Here is a 21762-nt window from a genome sequence, read left to right on the forward strand (position 1 = left end):
CATGATGCGACAACAGCCAGGAGGCGTACGTCCGGTGGTAACCGGTGAGAGGGACGAGTGTATCGATGATCTTTCCCTTCTCTTTCTTGGTAGCCTTCCGGTACTCCGGTGCCAGGTTCTTCACGATTTCTCTTCTGGTATTCATCGACAGCTCCATTTCGTTACCTCCGGTCTCTCAATATCTCCTGGAGGTAGATTAGCTGATATCAAGATTTTTCAATGAGGCAACGATAGGAGTTCATCAAGATTTTAGATGAGGCAATTCGTGTCCGAACTGCCGGACGGTCATGGCTTTGATCCCTCGTGGAAGGGCAAGCTGATGCGGTAAGATGTCCCCTCGCGCGCGCTTTTGAAAGCGATCCGGCCGTCACCCCGCTCCACCGCTTCCTTGACCAGATACAGTCCCATCCCCCGGCTGCCCTCCCCTTCCAGGAATTCGTATCCCAGCGGGGAATAGAGGATGGCCTGGAGCTGAGGAGGAACCCCCGGCCCGCTGTCGTTGATCTCGAGGGATAGGGCGGAGGCCAGGATTTCGGTCTTGATCTTTACTTGTCCCCCTTCCTGGGTGAACTTGATGGCGTTGGAGATGAGGTTGGAGGCCAGGACGAAGAAATCTCCCCGGGTTAAGCGCAGGGCATAGACGGTTTTTTCCGGGGTATTCGTGTGCAGGGTCACGGTGAGGTTGCGCTTGGCCGCTTCCTCCTGCCAAAGTTCGGTCTGTTGGCGGAGAATGTCAGTGACGTCCTGACTACGGCACAAGGCTTCGCTCATATTCCGCTTATCGGCCAGAGTCCGCAGGTTTCCGATCAAGGCTGCAAGGCGGTCGACCTGTTTTTCGATGGTCGCGGTGGCTTTCAACAGGAAAGGATCGCGGATTTCCTCGAGAAGGATGTTGGTAAAACCTTTCATCACCGTCACCGGAGTCTTGATCTCATGCCAGAGCGTATTGGAAAAATACCGCCGGTCGGCTTCTTCCTGTTCTTTTTCGGCGATGTTTTCCAGGACGGCCATGACCATCCCCTTCTCTTGCCGGAGGTGGATTTTCAGCTTGATATTGCCCAGCTCCACCAAGCCCTCCGCCGGGGGTGGATTCCGGAACAGATCACCAAACAGAGGTAATTCTAGGGCGTGGATGCTTAAGAGGTCCTGGTTCCGGACCCCGGCCTGACGGGCGAAGGCCGGATTGTATTCGATAACTTGGGTCGCCGGATCGTAAAGGGCGCCGGCCAGCCCGACCCGCTGGGTCAAATCCAGAAATCCCGAGCGCAGGAAGCGTGCGGTATCCCAGGCCACACCCGATCGCTCGAAACACTGCCGTAGACGAGTGTCCAGATCCAGCACCCCATCGTGGTCGGGGAGTTTCGCCAACAGGACCTGGCAAGACCGCTTCCACCGAAAGACAAACCGGAAAACAGCCAGGGCGATCACGCACAAGGTGGCACCCGAAGCGAACAGAACCAGGGACAGTACAGGAAAGTCAGGGTTCAAACCGGTATCCCGCTCCGCGCACGGTCACAATATGCTCGCTGCGAACGCCCAGTTTTTTCCGGATGTTGGCGATATAAACGTCGACGGTCCGGTCGGTGATGAACTCGTCATTTCCCCAGATGCGGTTAAGCACCGTTTCCCGGCTGATGATCTTCCCCTTGTTCCGGGCCAGGAGTTCAATGATTTTGAACTCCCGCCAGGAAAAGGCGAAAACTTCCCCCTCGACCGTGACGGACAGTTCGTCGCCGTTGAGCAGAAAAATACCGGCTTTCAGGAGGCTTCCCCTATCGTATTCCCGGAGGACGGCTCTCCGGGTGACTGCCTTAATCCGGGCCAGGAGTTCCCGGGGATGAAAGGGTTTGGTGACGTAGTCATCAGCCCCCACCTCAAGCCCCAGCACCACGTCGATGGGGTCGTCCTTGGCCGTGAGCATGATCACGGGGACGGTCCGCAGGCGCTCGTCCTGCTTCAGATACCGGCAGACGTCCACCCCCTGGACGCCGGGGAGCATCAAATCCAGGATAACCAGGTCCGGATAGGCCTTGGACACCGCTTCCAGGAAGCTCTCCCCGGATAAGAAGTGCTGGACCGCGTACCCTTCCTTATCCAAAAAATATTTGACGAAACCGGCGACATCCTTTTCATCTTCCACGATAAAGACAACCGGTTTACGGTCCGCCACAGATCCGTTCACAGTTTGCTTCCTCACCTCTCTTGACCCCGCACCCGGTTTATCAGGGCTATGGTGTAGCGATGCGCGGCAGGGGCTTTGGGCCGCGCCCGACCGAAAACCCCTGCCCTCGTTCAACCCTCCTGATTTACAACTATTGTAACGGAATAAACCCTTCTTCGGCAACAATGCGCTGGCCTTCCGGACTCAGGATGAAATCGATGAACCGCCTGAGTGCTCCTTCCGGTTCGCCGGCCACGTAATAGAACAGGCCGCGGGCGATCGGGTAATCACCGTCAAGCACGTTTTCCATAACCGGATCTACACCGTCGACCCGCAGGGCTTTGACCGCCTCGGTCACATACCCCATACCGAGGTAGCCGATGGCATGAGGATTACCGGTCACTTCCGCCCGGATACCGGCGTTGGAGGGGAGGCGCAGGGCGATGGGGGTCAACTCTTTGCCTCTCAGGACGTGCTCATTCCAAACTTCGAAGGTACCGGAGGCGGTATCGCGGGAAATGATGACCATCTCCTTGTCCCAGCCATTCAGTTCTTTCCAGTGGGTCAATTCTCCCATATAGATCTTCTGGAGAGTATCGATGGAAATATCTTCCAGAGGATTACTGGGATGGACTACGGCGGACAGGGCGTCCTTGGCGATTTCGATTTTGACAATGTTGATGCCCCGTTCAGTAGCTTTGTCGATCTCACTTTGCCTGATTTTCCGGGAGGACTGAGCTATCGTAGCGATCCCGTCGACCAGAGCGGTGATCCCTATACCCGACCCGCCGCCGGAAACGGTGATAGCGACATCGGGATTAAGGTCCATGAATGCCTCAGCCAAAATCTGGGAAATGGGCAATACGGTGGTGGATCCGGAAATATCGATGGACTCCTGGGCTCCGGCGAACGGGGATCCAGCCAACAAGCTGACGATAAACACCAACAGGAATGCGGACTTTTTCATAAAGTAAAACCCCCTTTTCTATAAATCGAACTAAAGACATGGTAAGATAAAATCATTAAAGGGGTATTCAGAGAATGTTAAAGTTTTTTAACATATCTTTAACCGGTTAAAAAGGTCCGCCGGTTATACTGGAACCAGGCGGTGGACATGACCCTGTCGGCTATCCCGCAGGGGTGTGACCTATTAGCTCGACTGATCATCAGAATAAGGGAGGTTATACACTTGAAGCAAACTCTGGGACTGATTGTGGGAAATCGGGGGTTCTTCCCGGCCGAGTTGGCCCGGGACGGACGGAAAAAGATGCTCTCTCTGCTCACCGGCTGGGGATACGATGTGGTCTGCCTCTCCCCGGAAGACACCAGGTACGGGGCGGTGGAAACCGCCGATGACGCCCGGAAATGCGCGGAACTTTTCGACGAGCACCGTAAGACGATCTCGGGGGTGGTGGTCGCTCTCCCCAATTTCGGCGACGAAAAGGCCATCGCCCACACCCTGCGCCAGTCCGGGCTCAATGTTCCGGTGCTGGTCCAGGCCTTCCCCGATGATCCCTCCACCATGACCATCGAGAGCCGCCGGGACAGCTTCTGTGGAAAGTTGTCGGTCTGCAGCAATCTCAGGCAATTCGGCATCCCCTTTTCCCTGACCGGGGAACACACCGTGCACCCGGACTCGGAGATTTTCGCCGGCGACATCGCCTGGTTTTCCGCCGTCTGCCGGGTGGTCAACGGCTTCAAGAATCTAAAAGCAGGGGCGATCGGTGCCCGACCAAACGCCTTCAATACGGTCCGCTTCTCGGAAAAAATTCTGGAAAGCTTCGGTATCTCTGTGGAAACCGCCGATCTGTCGGAAATCATCGGTCAGGCCAACCGCCTGGCGGATAGTGAGGCAAAGGTCACCGGCAAACTGGCGGAAATCAAAGCCTATATTCCCAGCGAGGGAGTCCCCGAAGCATCGCTTACGAAGATGGCCAAGCTGGCCGTGGTCCTTGACGAGTGGATCGCCGCCAGCGGGGTGAAGCTCTTTGCCTTCCAGTGCTGGACGTCGATCCAGAAAAATTACGGGATCATGCCCTGTACGGTAATGAGTATGTTCAGTGAAAAATTACTTCCCGCCGCCTGCGAGGTGGACCTGACCGGCGGATTGGGCATGTACGCCCTGCAGTTGGCCTCCGGCACTCCGTCGGCGCTGGTCGACTGGAACAACAACTACGGGGACGACCCGGACAAAGCGGTGCTCTTCCACTGTTCCAACTACCCGCGCTCCCTGCTGGAGAACCCGCGCATGGGTTTCGGTGACATCCTCTCCTCGTCCGCCGTATCCAAAGACCAAGCCTACGGGACCTGCTACGGCACCATCCCAGCCGGGCCGGCCACCCTGGCCCGGCTGGCCACCGACGACACGACCGGCGGGATCACCGCCTACATCGCCGAAGGAGAGATACTTCCCGAGCGGATCGACACCTTCGGGGGTATCGGCATCGTGGATATCCCCGAGCTACAGGACCTTCTTAACCATCTGTGCGAGGGTGGATTCGAGCACCACGTGGCGCTCAACCTTTCCTACTCCGGCGATGTCCTCAACGAGGCCTTCCAGAAATACCTGGGTTTCGACACCTATTTCCACGGCCCTTTGGATATGGTTTAAGCCGTGCTTTCTCCCGCCGGATCCCGCTCCGGCGGGAGTGGCCACCCCCGCCAGGTCGCCAGATCGGCCGGGCGGACCCTCCCTTCCTTCCCGATCCGACCCTTCGCCTCGTTTCACGGCATCCGCGTTACGCTTTTAACCGGTATCAATGCACCGCGGGAGAAAGGCGCGGGTAGAGACTTTTTTTCGCCCGGAGTAAGGTTCCCACGCGCGGCCTGGCCTGGGAGGGCTAAGCCTTCGCCGGTCATTCCCGCTCCCGCCTCGCCGCGTAGGCGAAGGAGTAAAAATAGTTCCGCCAGAGTTCATCGGTGGAACGATAGGTATTTTCCCCCACAAAATAATCGGCCAGCGCCTCGCGGAGCCGGCACAGTTCCCGCAGACGCTTCCGGTTCCCGGGGTCCTGGATGGTCAGGTCAAGGAGTTCCAGGCCCCGCTCGAAGGCCGCGGCGCTGTCAGCGACGCTCCCCCGCTTCCGCCAGGCCATCGCCCGCTCGATCTCACTTCCGACGTTGGCCATTTGCTCGATGAACGGGAAAGTCCGCCATCGCCCGCCGGCCAGTTCTTTATGAAATACGGTCACCGTCTCACCAGCTTAGTAACGATAGAGACGATCTTTTCCCGGATCAGGGGGTCTTCCACGCCTCTACCGCGATTGGCCGACCGGGGCCGGATATTGATCAAGGAATCGAATTCGATGAAACTGTCTTCCGGATTTTCCGGATAGAGATTGATCCCCCATAGATTATTTTGACAGGCCCCCTGCTCAAGCAAGAAGGCTTCCTGGTCGGAATGAAGTTCGGCATCGACCACCATGATATTCCGCCCGACATCCACCACCGCCTTGACCAGGTTCCCGAAAGAACACTCGGCCATGACCTTTAACTCCGACAGGTCGATCGCGTTTTCGAGCAAGCGCATGTCTTTTCCTTTCCGTGATCTTCCGGCGAGCCTTCCGGAACGATCGTCCTTTTCCTCATGGTAAGACAGCCGCCCGGCGCTGTCAAGCGAACGCGCGATGGAATACAATGGGACCGCAAGCGGCGCAAACCGGGGGATAGGTGGGAGACGGCGACAGCGGCGCCGCTTTCCCGGCTATTTACTAAACTATTTACACCCGGGCTGGGCTTGGTATACAATGACATTGTCCTTACCGTTTACTCGGGTGACCGAACCGCTTTCCGCCGGTTTCCCGCATTCCGGTTAGCGAGGTGAAGGCGATGCGCGCCAAAAAACCCATCATACGGATTGTCGGAGTCATCATCCTGGCCCTCCTCTTCATTCTGATCCAGTACGTGGGAGGTAATCCCTATTTCCTATGGTATTTTGATGCTCTGTACCAGGTCGAGTCCGCGGTCATCGAGCAGCGGATGTTGCCAGACGGCCGGGTGGAAGTCCACGAAACCATCGAATACCTCATGCGCAAGCCCTTCCGGGGAGTCTTCCGGGAAATCCCTCCTGACCGCTACGTGACCATGGACAATGTAAGGCTGTGGACCGAGGGAATCGAGAAGCGGTCCGTCGAGTTTCTCCAGCACACCGACTCCGGCTTCGCAGCCCGGGTGTGGCTGGTCCCCCAGGGGAGCGAAGAACGCCTGAACCCCCGGGAAGAATCCCGCTTCACCCTCCACGTCACCTATACCGCCAAGCAAGTATTCGAGAACGGGCAAGACGTCGCCCAGGTCTTTCGCCAGTTCTGGGGAGGCTGGGACGCGCCCGCCGGTGAGGTGCGGGGTATTTTCGAGTTTCCCCCGGAGGTGAAGATCACCGGCGTGTACACTCACCCCACCCTCCCGGTAGAACGCTTGGAAAACCGCTTCCTGATCACCGCCCAAAATCTCCCCCCCGAAACCTTCGCCGAGGTCCGCTTCCTGGCCGATCCGCTTCCGGCCATGCGCTACGCGGTGGACAACCCCACCCTGAGTCTTCGCGAGATCGCCCAGATCGAAGCGGGATACCGGGCCCACCAACGGGAAGCCTGGTTCCCCTGGACCATGGCCCTTCTGGCCTTCATCGTTCTCTTGATCCTCATATTCTGGTTCATGGGGAAAGAACCCGAAATCCCCTACCAGGGCATCTACGAACGGGAGCTTCCTTCCGACGATCCACCCGATTTCGTCAACGCCATGGTTAAGAACATGGCCGGCCCGGTTGATCGCGACGGCCTGGCCGCAACCCTCATGCACCTTTACCAAAGGGATGTGATCGATTTCCAGGACGAGGAGGGCAAACCAACCATCCGCCTGACAAACCCGAATGAAACGAAAGGGCTGGCCCAGTCTGAAATCCAACTCCTGGAACTTCTGAAAAAGTTTTCCTCCGAAGGGGTCTTCCGCTTCGACGATATCGAGCACAAACTCCGGAATTCCTTAAGCGAGGCCCGCAGCTTCAATTCCAGCCTGTCCGCTTATGAGTCCCTGGTCCGCGCATCGGTGACGAGTCGCCACTATCTCCAGCAAACCGGGAATTACCTGGCCAAATTTCTGGCCGTGCTGATGATGCTCGTCTCTACCGTTGTGGTCGAAATGGCCTTGCAGCCGACCACCGGCCACCTTCTCCCCTTCCTCACCGTGCTGGCCGGTGCTTTCTGGTTCGGCGGCGGGGGAATTCTTTTCGTCCGGCGGGATTTCTTCGGGCGCTGGACCCGGGAAGGACGGAAATACTACCTGAAGTGGAATAATTTCAGCCGCTACCTCACCGACTACTCCCTCCTGTCCGAACATCCCCCCGAATCGGTGGTCCTCTGGGAAAAATACCTGGTTTACGCCACGGCGCTGGGCTTGGCCAGCCAGGTCATGAGGCACCTGCAACAACTAATCCCCCGGGAGGTTTGGGAAGCCCAGAGTCGGCACGGTCACTTCTACGGCGCCGGGTTTTATCTGTTCGGTGCTCAAATGTACGGCCTGCACTCCACGGCCGCACTAACCATCACCCAGGCCACGAGCAAATCCTCCGGCGGATTCGGGGGAAGAGGCGGATTCGGCGGAGGCGGGGGCGGATTCGGCGGGGGCTCCGGGGGGGGCCGGGGAGGAGCATTCTAAATATTGATTTTGCTGCAAAAACTCATTTCAGCAAGGCCCCGTTGCCATCAGCCCCGCCTCATCTGGTGTTTTCTTGCACGCATCAATGACCACGTCTGGTTACAGTGATGCTGAAAAGGCCGTCCCTGGCCTTTTTGCTGCGAAAATGCGGTGATTTCGGCGGCTGATCTATGCAACTTAGGCCCCGGCTTCCTTCGTTCTTTTGCAGCAGAATTACTTATTGCAGTAGAATCAAAATTACATCATAGACGGGAGGGTTCCCGGAGATGGCCCAACCGCCGGAAAGGGAGGTCATTTCCGATCTTCACGGCCGATCACCGATTACCCATACCACCATGCTCAAGGAGGTCACGCGATGCGTAGAGCCCTTTTACTCGGTATCACCACCCTTTTTCTCATCGCCCTGTTCGCCCCGGGAAGCGCCGCGGCCCAGGACGAATGGCAGACCATAACCCTGGGGGAGATCACCTTCCAGCTCCCCCCCGAATGGCTGAGGCTCGAGGAGGTCATCGGCCTCAGCGACCAGGAAATGGCCTGGTACCTGGGTGAAATAGCCCAACCGGATCTCTACCTGCTCCTGGCGCTGGGTGAGGGCCTGGCCGGCTACCTGGACATGTTCACCATGCAAGGTGAAGATGTCCAGATTCAAAGCGACGAAACCATCGCCTTCCTCGCCCGGGAAGCCCGTAAAGTCGTCGCCTTCAACCGGGGCACCGATCAGTACGGCGTGTTCATCGCCCTGAAAACGCCGGGGGAAGCCGGACTGGAAATGTTCCTGATGACCGGCACAAGCGCCGCCACCTACGAGACCTACCAGCCGCTAATCGAAAAGATCCTGGCCACCTTCACCCTTCAAACCGAAGCGCAATAAGCTAAACGCCTCCCTAACCCCGACCGGGCGGACCGCCCGGTCGGGGTTAGGGAGGCGAAGACTTTCACTCATTCCCTCAGAAGATAGCGGACACTTGAGTTCGCAATTTCCGGTCTTGCAAAAGGCCACCGAAGACTCCCCCCGGAAAGTTGATAGCGACACCTAACTTAACTTCACCCTCCCCCTGGCAATAATAAAGCCCGAAAAGTTTTGCAGCACAAGCGTTTCCCGACAATCAGGCCGGTTTTTTTTGTAAGACTATGCTGATAGGCGTCGATCGATTTCCACCACCCGATGGTTTTATGAAAAACGACTGGCAGCATGAAATATTGATTTTGCTGCAAAAACTCATTTCAGCAAGGCCCCGTTGCCATCAGCCCCGCCTCATCTGGTGTTTTCTTGCACGCATCAATGACCACGTCCGGTTACAGTGCTGCTGAAAAGGCCGTCCTTGGCCTTTTTACTGCGAAAATGCGGTGATTTCGGCGGCTGATTCAGGCAGCTCAGGCCCGGGCTTCCTTCGTTCTTTTGCAGCAAAATTACTTATTGCAGTAGAATCAATGTTTGGTGTCCACTATTGACAACCGACCTCGATCAGACTCTGGAAGGCATGATAAAGTATCTTTAGATATTTTGGTGAGGCAACGATTGAATTTCCTTAAGATAATTGATGAGTCAATTCGGAATCTTGACACCATATATGACACCACGCTACAATATACAATGCCGGATAAGAGGTAGTGATAAGCTTGTCGAAATGGGAAAAGCTATTAAGCAAAATAACCGCATTGTCGAAGGATGTAAGGTTCACAAAGATTCAAAGGATCTTGGAAAGCTATGGCTATGTGGGGAAAAATCCGGGTAGCGGCAGCAGTCATTGGACTTTCAGAAAACAGGGAAAACCACCTATCACCATTCCCGAAAATGAGCCCATAAGGCTTGCGTATGTCAGGCTGGTCAAGGATATTATAGAAAGTGGGGAGGAGTGAGCGTGAAGAATTTAGAATATTTCATGGGTTTAAATTATAAAATTGAAATTGTCAAGGATGAAACCGAGGGTGGGTATGTGCTGTCGATTCCCGAACTTAAAGGCTGTTTGACCTGTGCCGACAATTTGGAAAAGGGAATGGAAATGCTTGAGGATGCGAAAAAGCAGTGGTTGACGGCGGCATTGGAAAGCGGATATGAAGTACCGGAAGCCAATGCGCTGGAGAAATATTCCGGGCAGTTCAAGCTTCGCATTCCAAGATCTCTCCATAAGGAATTGTCTGAAATGTCTCAGCGGGAAGGTATTAGTATGAACCAATACTGCCTGTACCTTCTTAGCAAAAACAGCGGGTTTTTTGGTCACAATAGATATTGAGCCGCCGCCCATGAGCCAAGAGGAGATTAATCGTGTTCTGGACGCCTTTCATGATGCAGGCTGGGCCATCAGAGAATCAGGTCGAAAAGTATTCCTCCAAGGTTATACCCCAGGCGTAATGCATTAAATGTACGATTATGTGCCCCAACACCTCGTCAGCAAGCTCAACAAAGGATTTATCCCCATGCTGGGCTTCGAAGCGGAGCCGGATGCCGGATTCCTGAACCGTTAGTTCCTTCGCAATGGCTGCTTGGGTATTTTTATTCTGCCATTGACATCAACAGGCAGATGGTTATCAGCCGGAGATCAACCCTTCTCCCGGGAGCCGGAACAACCAGTGGTGCGGGTTTTGCCTCCCGTTACCGCAAGGTATCGGGAACCTCAAGCATGGCCTGGCGGGGGTCCGGTTCGCTGATGGATTCCCGGAGCTTTTTCTGGAGATTGGGGGACCATGCCCTTTGGCCATCGGATATTCCTCCTTACTGAAGATTTGGTGTCGCTATCAACCTACCTGGGGAGTCTATGGTGGCCTTTTACAAGATCGGAAATTGCGAATATCAGTGTCCCGCTATCTTTATTGTGGTTGATAAACAGATCTAACAAGAGTAAAATCTTGGTCAGATTCGAGCACCTATAAAAACAGTAAGAGGGAGCGGCAACAAGACATGGAAACAGGTACCTGGAAAGTCAAGACCGGGCTGGCCCAGATGCTCAAGGGCGGGGTGATTATGGATGTGGTCACTGCCGAGCACGCTAAAATCGCCGAAGAGGCGGGCGCTTGCGCGGTGATGGCGTTGGAAAGAGTACCCGCTGACATCCGCGCTGCCGGCGGCGTAGCCAGAATGTCGGATCCGACCATCATAGAAGCTATTATGAAAGCGGTTACCATACCAGTAATGGCTAAATGCCGGATCGGTCACTTCGTCGAGGCCCAAGTTCTGGAAGCCCTTGGCATAGATTACATCGATGAATCAGAAGTGTTGACCCCGGCGGATGAAAATTATCATATCTGGAAGCACAATTTCAAGGTGCCTTTCGTCTGCGGCTGTCGCGACCTCGGTGAAGCCCTGCGCCGCATCGGTGAGGGCGCCGCTATGATGCGAACCAAGGGAGAGGCCGGATCGGGAAACATCGTAGAAGCAGTGCGGCATATGCGTGCTGTAACAGGCGCCATGCGCGAACTGGTTAATACCCCACAGGAAGAGCTGATGACCATAGCCAAGGAAATGGGCGCACCCTTTGACCTGGTGGAAGAAGTCTGCAAAACAGGCAGGCTGCCGGTGGTCAACTTCGCCGCTGGCGGCGTGGCTACCCCGGCCGACGCCGCCTTGATGATGCAATTGGGGGCTGATGGGGTCTTCGTCGGTTCGGGCATTTTCAAATCCAGCAATCCGGCCGCCAGGGCCGCTGCCATCGTCAAAGCCACCACTCACTACCAGAATCCGAAAATCATCGCCGAAGTCTCCAGACAGCTCGGCGACGCGATGCCCGGACTGGATATCAAACAAATTCCCACCGACAGTCTGCTGGCAACCCGGGGTTGGTAACCGGTGGTTTTGTATGAAGATAGGGGTGCTGGCCTCGCAGGGGTCCTTTGCTGAACATATCGCCATCCTGAAAAAACTGGGAGTGGAATCTGTGGCTGTCCGTTTGCCGGAAGACCTCGAGGGAGTGAATGGGCTGATCATTCCGGGTGGAGAGAGTACCACTATCAGCAAAATGATGGCTCATTACCAGTTGACCGACATAATCAAAGACCGGGCGAAAAATGGTCTGCCCATCTGGGGCACCTGTGCCGGAATGATAATGCTGGCTGATGAAGTCCCTGATTCTACTGTCGAACCACTCGGCTTGATGAAAATCGCCGTCAGGCGCAACGCATTCGGACGGCAAAAGGAAAGCTTCGAGACCAAACTCGCTATTTCAGAGCTGGGTAAGAAACCCTTTCCGGCTGTTTTTATAAGAGCCCCTTTGATCGAAGGGATCATCGGCGACGTGGAAGTGTTGGCCCGCTTGGATGACGGCACTGTCGTCGCCGCCCGACAGGGTAAACTGCTGGTTTCCTCCTTTCATCCCGAACTGACCGACGACCTCCGCTTCCATAGGTACTTTCTGGGGATGGTCACCTCAGAAAATAAAGCCAATTAGACCCAGCTCTTTGCTTCCTTATTAACATTTGATTTTGCTGCAAAAACTCATTTCAGCGAGGCCCCGTTGCCATCAGCCCCGCCTCATCTGGCATTTTCTCGCACGCCTCAATGACCACGTCCGGTTGCAGTGATGCTAAAAAGGCCATCCTTGGTCTTTTTACTTCGAAAATGCGGTGGTTTCGGCGGCTGATTTAGGCAACTGAGGCCCCGGCTTCCTTCGTTCTTCTGCAGCAAAATTACTTATTGTAGTAGAATCAAATTTACTATAACGCGGTTTTTCACGCTGGATTAAGCCAAATGGCGATGGCCCATATGTCACTGTTTGGAGAAAATCACTATGTGGCGGGTATCGAGTTTCACGCACACTCGGGTACCCACCGGAGTCATTTCCGTCGACGGCCTGATGGCGTGGATGGTTTTACCGTTGCCCAGCTGAAGCGAGTATAGAATTGACGCTCCACAAAAGCGAGCTTCAATGATAGTGGCTTCCCCTGTGGAATCAAGGCTGAAAGTGACGTCATCCGGCCTGACCATCAATTCCACCCCTCCGCTCTTATGGTTTGTTTTATCGTTAAGGGGGAAAGGGCCAAAAACAGATTTAACTATATTGTCTTCAACCACTCCATCGATAAAATCAGCCTTACCGACAAAGTCGGCCACGAACCGGCTACGCGGATGATGGTAGATTTCGGCAGGAGTGCCGTCCTGTTCCAGGGCGCCTTTATTGAGAACTCCCACCCTGTCGGAGAGGGAGAAAGCTTCTTCCTGATCATGAGTTACCAAAATAGTAGTAGCCCCCTGCCCCTTGAGAATGCGCTTTGTCTCGCCACGCAGCTCTTCCCGCAAGTCCGCATCCAAATTAGAGAAAGGTTCGTCCAGCAATATCACCCGGGGACTGGGAGCCAGCGAGCGGGCCAACGCTACCCTTTGCCGCTGACCACCTGAAAGCTCGTGCGGGTATCGGCCACCTAAGCCGGTCAATCCTGTCAGATCAAGCATTTCGTCTACTCTTTCCCTAACTTTTTCCCTCCGGCAGCCCTTGAGACCGAAAGCGACGTTTTGTGAGACGGTCATATGCGGAAATAAAGCGTAATCCTGAAAAACTACCCCGATAGCTCTATTTTCAGGCTGAATCCACGTATTTTGCGCGGCCATTGGTTCCCCGCCGACAGTGATTGTGCCTTCATCAGGCCGATCAAGTCCCGCAATTAACCGTAAGGTCGTCGTTTTTCCACAACCTGACGGCCCAAGCAAGGTGAAAAATTCTCCTTTGCCGATGCCAATTGTCAGTCGCGAGACTGCCTTGACCGTCGCAAAGGACTTAGACACATTGTCAAGCTCTACATAAGCCGGTTCGGTCTCCAGCGGACAACTCCCATGGACGCTTTTTTTCAGCAACATCTTTCACTCATTCCTTTAGTTGTTGCGGGATGCTGCCCGGGTGAGCAAAGCCACCGGCACCAAGCCTGCCAGCACGATGACCAGTGCCGGCAAAGAAGCACCTGCCCAAGCTGACTCAGCAGCCATCTGCCAGACCCAAACCGCCAGCGTGTCGTAGCCAAATGGTCGCAACATCACCGTAATTGGTAACTCTTTCATCACGTCTACAAAAACCAGGGTCGCGCCGGCCAGCATACCGGGCGCCACCAGCGGCCAATGAATACGCCAGGCCAATCTCCATGGTTTGGCGCCTAAAACCCTGGCCGCCGCCGCTATATTCGGGGTTATTTTTTCCAGGCTGGTGTCCACGCTGTTGAAGCTGATGGCCATAAAACGGACAACATAGGCATAAAGAAGGCCCATTATCGAACCGGTTAAAAGTAATCCTATACTCCTGCCCGTCCACGCTTCGATGACGTCGTTCAAGGCATGGTCAAAAGAAGACAAAGGCACGATAATACCAATGGCGATCATCGCCCCAGGCATAGCATAACCGCTGGTGGCGAGTTTGGTCAATGCAAAACCTACCTTGCTGCCGTTTAGCCGGATACTGCTGGCCAGCAACATAGCCACGATGGTGACCAAGAATGCCGCCATCAATGAAAGCAGTAGAGTGTTGCGAGTCAGCTGCGCGTAGACAGTCATAGTTCCCGCCGGCAACTTAGGCAACTCCCGCAAGGTCCAGGACAAGAGTTGCCCAACCGGCAGAAGAAAAGCCGCTGTCCCTACCAGCAAACAAGCTGCCATTGCCAGCCAACCGCGCCAACCCAGCAGGGTGGTCGGCGTAATCCCAGGGGCTTTACCACCCGTCTGGAAATAGCGGGAACGACCACGCAAGGCGTGCTCCAAGAGAACTATGACCAAAGCTACCGCGGCCAGAACCCCAGCCAGTTCAGAGGCGGCACGTAGATCCATCATGCCGTGCCAGACGCGAATGACCCCGTCAGACAACGTCGGGAAATTAAAAAACCGTACGGTGGCAAAGTCCGCTAAGGCCTCCATGACAGCCAACGCCACTCCTGCCGCGATGGTGGGTCTGGCCAAAGGCAGAACAACACGGAAAAAAATGGGTACTGAACCATACCCCATAACCCTGGCAGATTCAATAAGCGCTCCGGACTGTTCCCGGAATCCGGCTTTAGCCAACAGGTAGACATAAGGGTATAAAACCAGAGTCATCACCAGGATGGCCCCTGTCCCTGAACGAATTTCCGGAAACCAGGCGAGGTCGGTAAAATAACCCCGCAAAAAAGTCTGAACCGGTCCGGCAAAATCAAAAGTGGCCACGTAGACAAAGCCCAGCACATAGGTGGGCACCGCCATAGGCAGTACCAACAACAATTCTAGCCCGTTCCGACCAGGGAAACGATAAGCGGTCACCAACCAAGCCAAGCCAACCCCCAGGATGAGAGTGCCCACCCCGACACCAAGCAAAAGCAACAGCGTGTTTCGGCTCATCTCCGGCAGTAGCGTCCGAGCCAAGTGGGCCCATACTTCCCTGGTAGGAGTCAGCACGGCAGAACCTACCACCAACACCGGCAACACGATCAACAGAGCTATCAACAATGGAAACACGGGCAGGGTGCGGAGCCCCTGCCCGTTCCTAATAAAGGGAAAACGAGTTATTAATGTCCTCATTGTGTCTATCTATAGCCGGCCTCGTCCAACAGTTTGATGGCATCGGGCTGTAACCGGCCAAGCTCAGCCAGACTCAGGGGATCCGAGACAAAGCGCCCGAACCCGGCAATGATGGGATGTGGCTCTACCTGGGGATTGGCTGGAAATTCGTGGTTGGAGTCGGCAAACAGCTTCTGTCCCTGGGGACTGGACAGCCACTCCAAAAACTTAACCGCATTTTCCCTGTTAGGCGCATGCGTTGTCACACCGCCGCCGCTAATATTGACATGTGCGCCCCGCTCTTCCTGATTAGCCCAGAAGACGCGTACCGGAAATGCCGGGTCCGCCTCAAGCAGACGTCCCAAGTAATAGTGGTTGGTAATAGCCAGGTCACCCCCTCCGGCGGCCAACGTTTCCAGAAGACGCGTGTCGCTGTCGATCAGCGTAGGATTGTTGGCCACCCAACCCCGGACAATCTCCTTAGCCTGGTCGTAGCCGTGCGCCGCTATCAGACTGGACACCAGCGACTGGGTATACGAATGGGTGGCCGGCCTCATCAACAAGCGCCCCTGCCACATGGGGTCAACCAGCGCTTCATAGGTGGAAAGCTCTTCCGGATTTACCCGGTCCGGATGATACATGATGGTGCGCACGCGCTTGGTCAGGGCCACCCATCGATTCTCCGGATCCCGCAAGTTTTCCGGAATATTGGCAACCAGCACATCGCTGGCCACCGGTGCAAGCAGGCCATCCTGTGCGGCCAACCAGAGGTTGCCGGCATCCACCGCCAGATATATGTCGGCAGGAGTATGTCTGCCTTCGACCCTGATCCGCTCTCGCAAGACCGCATCGCTACCCGTCGTAAAGCGGACGGCAATGCCTGTCTCCGTGGTGAAGGCCTCAAATACTGGTTCCACCCCGTAATGACGAGCAGTGTAAACGTTGACTACCCCTAAATCAGGACGCGCATTCTCCGCTTCGTTCCCGTAACCATACAGCGGGAAAAAGAGCTGCAACATGAGCGCCCCTGCCATGCCAACCATAAACAGCCTCGTGATTTTCCTGCGTAACATCGCGTTCTCTCTCCTTTCGGATTTTGGAAGTTTGGTGCTACTAACTTTTATTTAAAATTTTTTCCCTTCCTCCTCCTGTAGCAGTAGCGAGGGAATTGTTATCAGGGGGACTTTTCCTCTGTTTTGTTCACGTCTGTTTTATCCAGGAACTCCGACAGCTTCAGGAAGGTAAGCGGACTAACGACGTGCTCGATGCGACAGGCGTCTTTTTCCGCGGTCTCGGGATCCACTCCCAGCAGTTCAACCAAAAAGCGGTAGACAACGCGATGCTTTTCCAGAACTTGTCGCGCTTGTTCCCGTCCCCGTCGGGTCAATTCCACCGGCCCGTATTTCGCCTGTTTCAGGTAGCCGATTTTGACCAGATCGCGGGCGGCCTGGTGGACGCTGGGCTTGGTAAAGCCCAGGTGATCGGCAATATCGGTGATTCTGACCGCTCCTTTTTCCCCGGCCAACTCCAGGATGGTTTCCAGGTAATCCTGTAAAGAAGGAGAAATACGCCCTTGGGTGGCCATACCGGCTCCTTATTAGTTCTACCTAATTAGCTTAGTTTCAACGAAGGGTAATCTACCATTTAGCCTTACTGGTTGTCAATAGGTTGTAGAAAATATTTTATGAAGGAATGAATTTGTCAAGGTGTATCCCGGCAAAAAAAATCAATGATGGTGGATTGCTTTTTGAGATGAGTTAGAGTATCCTATTAACACAATATGTTGTATGTTTCTTGAAATAATGTCCATATATAGTAGGTAAACGGTATGTACTGTCCCTATTGCAACGAAGCGGATTCCCGGGTGATCGACTCTCGGGTGACCGAAGGTGGCAGCGGCGTCCGGCGGAGAAGGGAATGCTCGGCCTGTAGCCGCCGGTTTACTACCTTCGAGCGTCACGAGCGGGAACCGCTGGTCGTGGTGAAAAAAACCGGCCAACGAGAGATTTTTGACCGGGGGAAAATTTTGAAAGGCATGCTCAAGGCCTGTGAAAAACGGCCGGTGCCCATCGAAACGCTCGAATCGCTGACCGGAGAAATCGAGCAGGCAGTCCGGGAAGAGGGATACGACGAAGTTCCCTCTTCCCGGATCGGTGAAAAAGTTATGGAAAAGCTCAAAGGGATCGACCAGGTGGCTTATGTACGGTTTGCCTCGGTCTATCGGGAGTTCCGGGATGTCGACCAGTTCATCGATGTTCTGGCCACATTGAAAAATCAACAGGAAAAATTATGACGATCTATCCTGAGTGGGAGGGATTTTGAGTGAAAAACTATAGTGAGATAATGGCTCCCCGCCAGGTCCGCAAGCGAGACGGGCGAAGCGTGCCCTTTGACCGGCTTCGTATCGAACGGGCTATTTATAAAGCGTTTCAAGCGGTTGGCGAAACATCGGAAACCGTGCCCGACGAATTGAGCCGTCTGGCGACTATCCGTTTGTTCGAACGCTTCGGGGCGGACACTTTTTTCGAACCGGGCCAAGAGGTGGACATCGAAACCATTCAGGACACGGTTGAAGAAGTCTTGATTGAGAACGGTTTCTCCAAGGTAGCCAAGGCTTATATTCTCTATCGCCGGAAAAGGCAGGAAACCCGGGAAGCCCTCAAGGCCGCGGTAGACGTAGAAAAAATTGTCCAAGACTACCTCATGCAGGCCGATTGGCGAACCCAGGAAAACTCGAACACCACCTACTCCTATCCGGGGCTCGTCCTTCACACCGCCGGTTCGGTGATGGCTCATTACACCCTGAATCGGATCTATCCCGACGAAGTGCGGGACGCCCACGTCAACGCCGACCTTCATATCCATGATCTCTCTTACGGGATTACCGCCTACTGTGCCGGCTGGTCAATCGAGGAGTTGATCCGGGAGGGATTTGGCGGCGTCAAGGACAAGGTCGCCGCCGGGCCGGCCAAACACCTTTCCGCGCTCACCGGTCAGATGGTCAATTTCCTGGGGACCATGCAGATGGAGTTCGCCGGTGCTCAGGCATTCAACTCGGTGGATACCTATTTGGCTCCCTTCATCCGCTTCGACCGCCTGAACTACCGGATGGTGAAGCAACTCATCCAGCAGATGGTTTTTGCCATGAACGTTCCTTCCCGTTGGGGTAGCCAGGCCCCCTTCATTAATTTTTCCTTCGACTGGATCGTACCGGAAGACCTTCGGAACCGTCCGGTGATCATCGGGGGCCAAGAGCGCCCCGATCTTGGAACGTACGGCGATTACCAGGGGGAAATGGACATGATCAACCGCTCCTTCATTGAAGTCATGCTCGAAGGAGACTTCGCCGGTCGGGTATTTTCCTTTCCCATTCCCACCTATAACATCACCCGCGATTTTCCATGGGAATCAGAAAACGCTTTGCTTTTGTGGAGGCTGACGTCCAAGTACGGCGTGCCCTACTTTCAAAACTTTATTTCGAGCACCATACGCCCCGGAGACGTCCGTTCCATGTGTTGCCGGTTGCAACTCGACTTGCGCACTCTACGTAATCGCGGAGGAGGTCTTTTTGGGTCAGCGGACAAGACCGGTTCCATCGGTGTCGTCACTGTGAATCTCCCCCGTATCGCCTATTTAAGTAAAAGCGAGGAGGCTTTCTTTTCTCGTCTCGCCCGGATGATGACCATCGCTAAAACGGCCCTCGAGATCAAGCGTAAGGTGGTGGAACGGAATATGAAAAACGGACTTCTCCCATACACCAAACGCTACCTGGGAACCTTTCGCAATCATTTTTCCACTATTGGCCTGGTGGGAATGAACGAAGCTTGTGAGAACTTCTTGGGTGTTTCCATCGCCGATAAAGAGGGTAAAGCATTCGCGATGCGGGTCCTGGCTTTTATGCGGCACCACCTCACCAATTTCCAGGAAGAAACCGGCAACCTTTACAATCTCGAAGCCACTCCCGCGGAGGGAGCCAGTTATCGGCTGGCCAAGCACGATCGAAACCGTTACCCGGACATCATCACCTCGGGGGGCGAGGCGCCCTTCTACACGAACAGTTCCTGCCTCCCGGTCAACTATACCGACGATCCTTTCGAGGCCCTGGAACACCAGAACGAACTTCAAACGCTCTACACCGGAGGAACGGTTTTCCACGCCTTCCTGCCGGAAACTCCTCATCCTATCTCGGCAAGTCTTTTTATCCGGAGGGCCTTTGAACGGTACTCTATCCCCTATCTCACCATCACCCCAACCTTTTCCATCTGTCCTAATCATGGGTATCTCCCGGGAAAAATCAAAGCGTGTCCGGATTGCGAAACCGAAACCGAAGTCTATTCCCGGGTCGTCGGCTACTACCGGCCGATCAATCGCTGGAACCGGGGAAAACAGGCGGAATTCCAAGCCCGGAAGGAATATGTCCTCCAGGCGACAACCGAGAATACCACAAGGTCGGTGAGATGAGAAAGAGCAAATACGGGAGGAACCCGCCGGTGGCGAAGGGAATCCAAGGCAAGGTGGCAACAGCAGGAGGAGACGGCATCGTTTTCGGCCCCTGCCTGCGGGGCGGTGACAGGCTTATGGCCGGGGGGTGTTCAGTGAGGAAGCGATAATTCCAGGCAGTGAGGAAGAGGCCAGCCCTTGGTTGCCGATCACTGGTCACTAAAATCACTAAACTTACAAGGAGCAATCATGTTTTACGGATGGCAAAAAGTCAGTTTGATCGAGTATCCGGGACATATCGCCACGGTGCTCTTCACTGGAGGGTGCAATTTTCGTTGTCCCTATTGTCACAACCCGTCGTTTGCCTTCCTCAGCCCTGGGCTCCCCCCTCTTCCGGAAAAAACGATCCTAACTTTTCTCGCCGCCCGGCATACCATGGTCGATGCGGTCGTGTTGACCGGAGGGGAGCCCTTGCTCCACGCCGCCCATCTAAAAAATTTTCTGGAACGAGTCAAGGCTCTGGGATTTCTCGTCAAAATGGACACCAACGGAAGTTTTCCGGATGAATTTTCCCGGCTCAATCGGTCTAATTTGATCGACCGGTGGGGAATCGATTTCAAAATCCCCTTCGAACGATATGCCGCACTGACCACGATTGAAGCCGGAACCGCCGTTCGGCAAACTCTCGGGGAAGCTCTCCAAACCCCCGACCGGCTGGAAATACGAACCACCCTTTACCCTCCCTCGATCGACCGGGAAACCCTACTAGAGATGTCTGATGAACTCAGCTTGGCCACCCACTGGTTCTGGCAAAATTTTCGAAATGAAACTACCCTCGCTCCCGTAGCCCGAACAGTCATTCCCTATTCAAGGGAAACCATTCTGACCTGGCAGCGGGAAATCGATCGTAAGATGGGTAGAGAATTCGTCGTCGTTCGTTGAATGAAAAGAACAACCAGTACACATGTTTGGGTATAATAAGGAAATACCCGAAGATAAAATTGGTTTCTTCAGAAAGATAAAGGCCGGTATCTGTTGACCATCAAAGATAATTTTCAAAAAATTTTAAGAGCCTTGGTTCCGGCTACCCAAAATCTTTATGGTGAACGATTGACCGCGCTGGTCGTCTTTGGGTCAGTGGGGAGAAACACCCCCCGCCCGGACTCAGACATAGACCTTTTGTTTGTCGTCAAAGACCTTCCTTCGGGACGACTCCGAAGAATGGATGAGTTTACCCAACTGGAAAGGAGTCTTGGCCCTTTGTTGGAGGAATTGAAAAAACAGGGGATTGAAACAACCCTGTCACCGGTGATAAAAACCCCGGATGAAATCAGGAAGGGCAGCCCCTTATTCATGGACATGATGGAAGACGGGGTGATTCTGTTCGAAAAGGACTCCTTTTTCAGTGATTACCTTCGTGATTTTTCGACCAGGCTTCATAATCTCGGTGCCCGGCGCCTTCGCCGCGGAGAAAGCTGGTACTGGCTATTGGACCAAAATCATTCAATTGATGAGGTCATAATACAATGAACCTCCCTTCCCTGGCCCAGAGCTACCTGGAAAAATCCCAGAAACGGCTGCGGGTGCTCCCCGTCCTCATGGAAGAGGATGCCTTCTCCGACGTGGTCCGGGAAGCTCAGGAAATCGTCGAACTGGCCCTCAAAGGGATCTTGCGGACCATGGGGATCGATCCCCCCAAGCAGCATGATGTAGGATACCTGTTGCTGGAATATAAGGAACGATTACCGGAACAAGTCCGACCAGAGGCGGAAAAGCTCGCGGCGATTTCCAAGTGGCTTCGGAAAGAAAGGGAATTTTCCTTTTGCGGGGATATCGATTTTATCCCTACTCTTGAGTACACATCAGAAGATGGCTCGCGAGCCTCCCGGGATGCTCATTATGTGGTGAGTATCGCTGGCTTGGTGATCCCTCCGTTTATTAGATTATAAACTGCATTTACAAAGGTCAACCGGTCTTGAAACAAGCAATATTTATGCTGGAGTTCGCAATAAATCGCTTCTCCTTCTGATCACTGTTTGCCCAACACCGATCACTGTGTTTTAAAAAGGAG

21 protein-coding genes are annotated in these 21762 nt (G+C 54.4%); 12 read left to right on the forward strand and 9 right to left on the reverse strand.

Annotated elements, in window-relative coordinates; all coding sequences use genetic code 11:
- Positions 1 to 285 precede the first annotated feature (285 nt).
- From VLH40_03045 to VLH40_03055, 3 genes are all read right to left on the reverse strand, one after another.
- On the reverse strand, positions 286 to 1488 hold the full coding sequence (locus tag VLH40_03045; GenBank protein HSV30984.1) for a HAMP domain-containing sensor histidine kinase: 1203 nt from the start codon (positions 1486 to 1488) through the stop codon (positions 286 to 288).
- On the reverse strand, positions 1478 to 2182 hold the full coding sequence (locus VLH40_03050) for a response regulator transcription factor (protein HSV30985.1): 705 nt from the start codon (positions 2180 to 2182) through the stop codon (positions 1478 to 1480). Before VLH40_03050 ends, VLH40_03045 begins: the two co-directional genes overlap by 11 nt.
- 130 nt (positions 2183 to 2312) lie before the next feature.
- Positions 2313 to 3128, reverse strand: coding sequence for a PstS family phosphate ABC transporter substrate-binding protein (locus tag VLH40_03055; GenBank protein HSV30986.1), 816 nt, complete (start codon positions 3126 to 3128; stop codon positions 2313 to 2315).
- 222 nt (positions 3129 to 3350) lie between these two features.
- Between VLH40_03055 and VLH40_03060 the strand changes: the two genes are divergently transcribed.
- Positions 3351 to 4772, forward strand: a complete 1422-nt coding sequence (locus VLH40_03060) for an L-fucose/L-arabinose isomerase family protein (GenBank protein HSV30987.1) — start codon at positions 3351 to 3353, stop codon at positions 4770 to 4772.
- A gap of 244 nt (positions 4773 to 5016) precedes the next feature.
- Here VLH40_03060 and VLH40_03065 read toward each other — a convergent pair whose 3' ends face one another.
- Together VLH40_03065 and VLH40_03070 are read right to left on the reverse strand one after the other, a co-directional pair.
- Positions 5017 to 5352 (reverse strand): hypothetical protein, encoded by a 336-nt coding sequence (locus VLH40_03065; GenBank protein ID HSV30988.1) that lies wholly within the window; start codon positions 5350 to 5352, stop codon positions 5017 to 5019.
- Positions 5349 to 5798 carry a DUF5674 family protein gene (locus tag VLH40_03070; GenBank protein HSV30989.1) on the reverse strand — a complete coding sequence of 150 codons (450 nt, stop codon included), beginning with the start codon at positions 5796 to 5798 and terminating at the stop codon, positions 5349 to 5351. Before VLH40_03070 ends, VLH40_03065 begins: the two co-directional genes overlap by 4 nt.
- Before the next feature lie 191 nt (positions 5799 to 5989).
- Between VLH40_03070 and VLH40_03075 the strand changes: the two genes are divergently transcribed.
- The 6 genes from VLH40_03075 (at position 5990) to pdxT (ending at position 12192) form a co-directional block, all read left to right on the forward strand.
- The gene (locus tag VLH40_03075; GenBank protein ID HSV30990.1) at positions 5990 to 7810 is read left to right on the forward strand and encodes a DUF2207 domain-containing protein; all 1821 of its coding nucleotides are present in this window, start codon (positions 5990 to 5992) and stop codon (positions 7808 to 7810) included.
- Positions 7811 to 8165: 355 nt separating this feature from the next.
- A complete protein-coding gene (locus VLH40_03080; protein HSV30991.1) occupies positions 8166 to 8681 on the forward strand; it encodes a hypothetical protein in 516 nt (171 codons plus the stop codon).
- A gap of 749 nt (positions 8682 to 9430) precedes the next feature.
- Positions 9431 to 9670 carry a hypothetical protein gene (locus VLH40_03085; GenBank protein ID HSV30992.1) on the forward strand — a complete coding sequence of 80 codons (240 nt, stop codon included), beginning with the start codon at positions 9431 to 9433 and terminating at the stop codon, positions 9668 to 9670.
- Positions 9667 to 10044, forward strand: coding sequence for a toxin-antitoxin system HicB family antitoxin (locus tag VLH40_03090; GenBank protein HSV30993.1), 378 nt, complete (start codon positions 9667 to 9669; stop codon positions 10042 to 10044). The genes VLH40_03085 and VLH40_03090 overlap by 4 nt, the downstream gene beginning before the upstream one ends.
- A 665-nt stretch (positions 10045 to 10709) precedes the next feature.
- The gene (gene pdxS, locus VLH40_03095) at positions 10710 to 11591 is read left to right on the forward strand and encodes a pyridoxal 5'-phosphate synthase lyase subunit PdxS (protein ID HSV30994.1); all 882 of its coding nucleotides are present in this window, start codon (positions 10710 to 10712) and stop codon (positions 11589 to 11591) included.
- 13 nt (positions 11592 to 11604) lie between these two features.
- On the forward strand, positions 11605 to 12192 hold the full coding sequence (gene pdxT / locus VLH40_03100; protein ID HSV30995.1) for a pyridoxal 5'-phosphate synthase glutaminase subunit PdxT: 588 nt from the start codon (positions 11605 to 11607) through the stop codon (positions 12190 to 12192).
- A gap of 317 nt (positions 12193 to 12509) precedes the next feature.
- Here pdxT and VLH40_03105 read toward each other — a convergent pair whose 3' ends face one another.
- The 4 genes from VLH40_03105 to VLH40_03120 form a co-directional block, all read right to left on the reverse strand.
- Entirely contained in the window at positions 12510 to 13595 is a 1086-nt protein-coding gene (locus VLH40_03105) for an ABC transporter ATP-binding protein (protein HSV30996.1), read from the reverse strand.
- Between the two features lie 15 nt (positions 13596 to 13610).
- Positions 13611 to 15209: an iron ABC transporter permease gene (locus tag VLH40_03110; protein ID HSV30997.1), complete on the reverse strand. Its 1599-nt coding sequence runs from the start codon at positions 15207 to 15209 to the stop codon at positions 13611 to 13613.
- A gap of 68 nt (positions 15210 to 15277) precedes the next feature.
- Positions 15278 to 16324 (reverse strand): Fe(3+) ABC transporter substrate-binding protein, encoded by a 1047-nt coding sequence (locus VLH40_03115; protein ID HSV30998.1) that lies wholly within the window; start codon positions 16322 to 16324, stop codon positions 15278 to 15280.
- A 101-nt stretch (positions 16325 to 16425) separates the two neighbouring features.
- Entirely contained in the window at positions 16426 to 16836 is a 411-nt protein-coding gene (locus VLH40_03120; GenBank protein HSV30999.1) for a metal-dependent transcriptional regulator, read from the reverse strand.
- Between the two features lie 243 nt (positions 16837 to 17079).
- Between VLH40_03120 and nrdR the strand changes: the two genes are divergently transcribed.
- The 5 genes from nrdR to VLH40_03145 all read left to right on the forward strand — a co-directional run bounded on the left by nrdR (position 17080) and on the right by VLH40_03145 (position 21640).
- The gene (gene nrdR / locus VLH40_03125) at positions 17080 to 17544 is read left to right on the forward strand and encodes a transcriptional regulator NrdR (GenBank protein ID HSV31000.1); all 465 of its coding nucleotides are present in this window, start codon (positions 17080 to 17082) and stop codon (positions 17542 to 17544) included.
- 29 nt (positions 17545 to 17573) lie between these two features.
- Positions 17574 to 19712, forward strand: coding sequence for a ribonucleoside triphosphate reductase (locus VLH40_03130; GenBank protein ID HSV31001.1), 2139 nt, complete (start codon positions 17574 to 17576; stop codon positions 19710 to 19712).
- A gap of 228 nt (positions 19713 to 19940) precedes the next feature.
- The gene (locus VLH40_03135) at positions 19941 to 20633 is read left to right on the forward strand and encodes an anaerobic ribonucleoside-triphosphate reductase activating protein (GenBank protein HSV31002.1); all 693 of its coding nucleotides are present in this window, start codon (positions 19941 to 19943) and stop codon (positions 20631 to 20633) included.
- A 93-nt stretch (positions 20634 to 20726) separates the two neighbouring features.
- Complete coding sequence (locus tag VLH40_03140; GenBank protein HSV31003.1) at positions 20727 to 21221, forward strand: nucleotidyltransferase domain-containing protein; 495 nt, start codon at positions 20727 to 20729, stop codon at positions 21219 to 21221.
- Complete coding sequence (locus tag VLH40_03145; GenBank protein ID HSV31004.1) at positions 21218 to 21640, forward strand: HEPN domain-containing protein; 423 nt, start codon at positions 21218 to 21220, stop codon at positions 21638 to 21640. Before VLH40_03140 ends, VLH40_03145 begins: the two co-directional genes overlap by 4 nt.
- Positions 21641 to 21762: the final 122 nt, after the last annotated feature.

The sequence above is a fragment of the Atribacteraceae bacterium genome, from assembly GCA_035477455.1.
GTDB lineage: Bacteria > Atribacterota > Atribacteria > Atribacterales > Atribacteraceae > DATIKP01.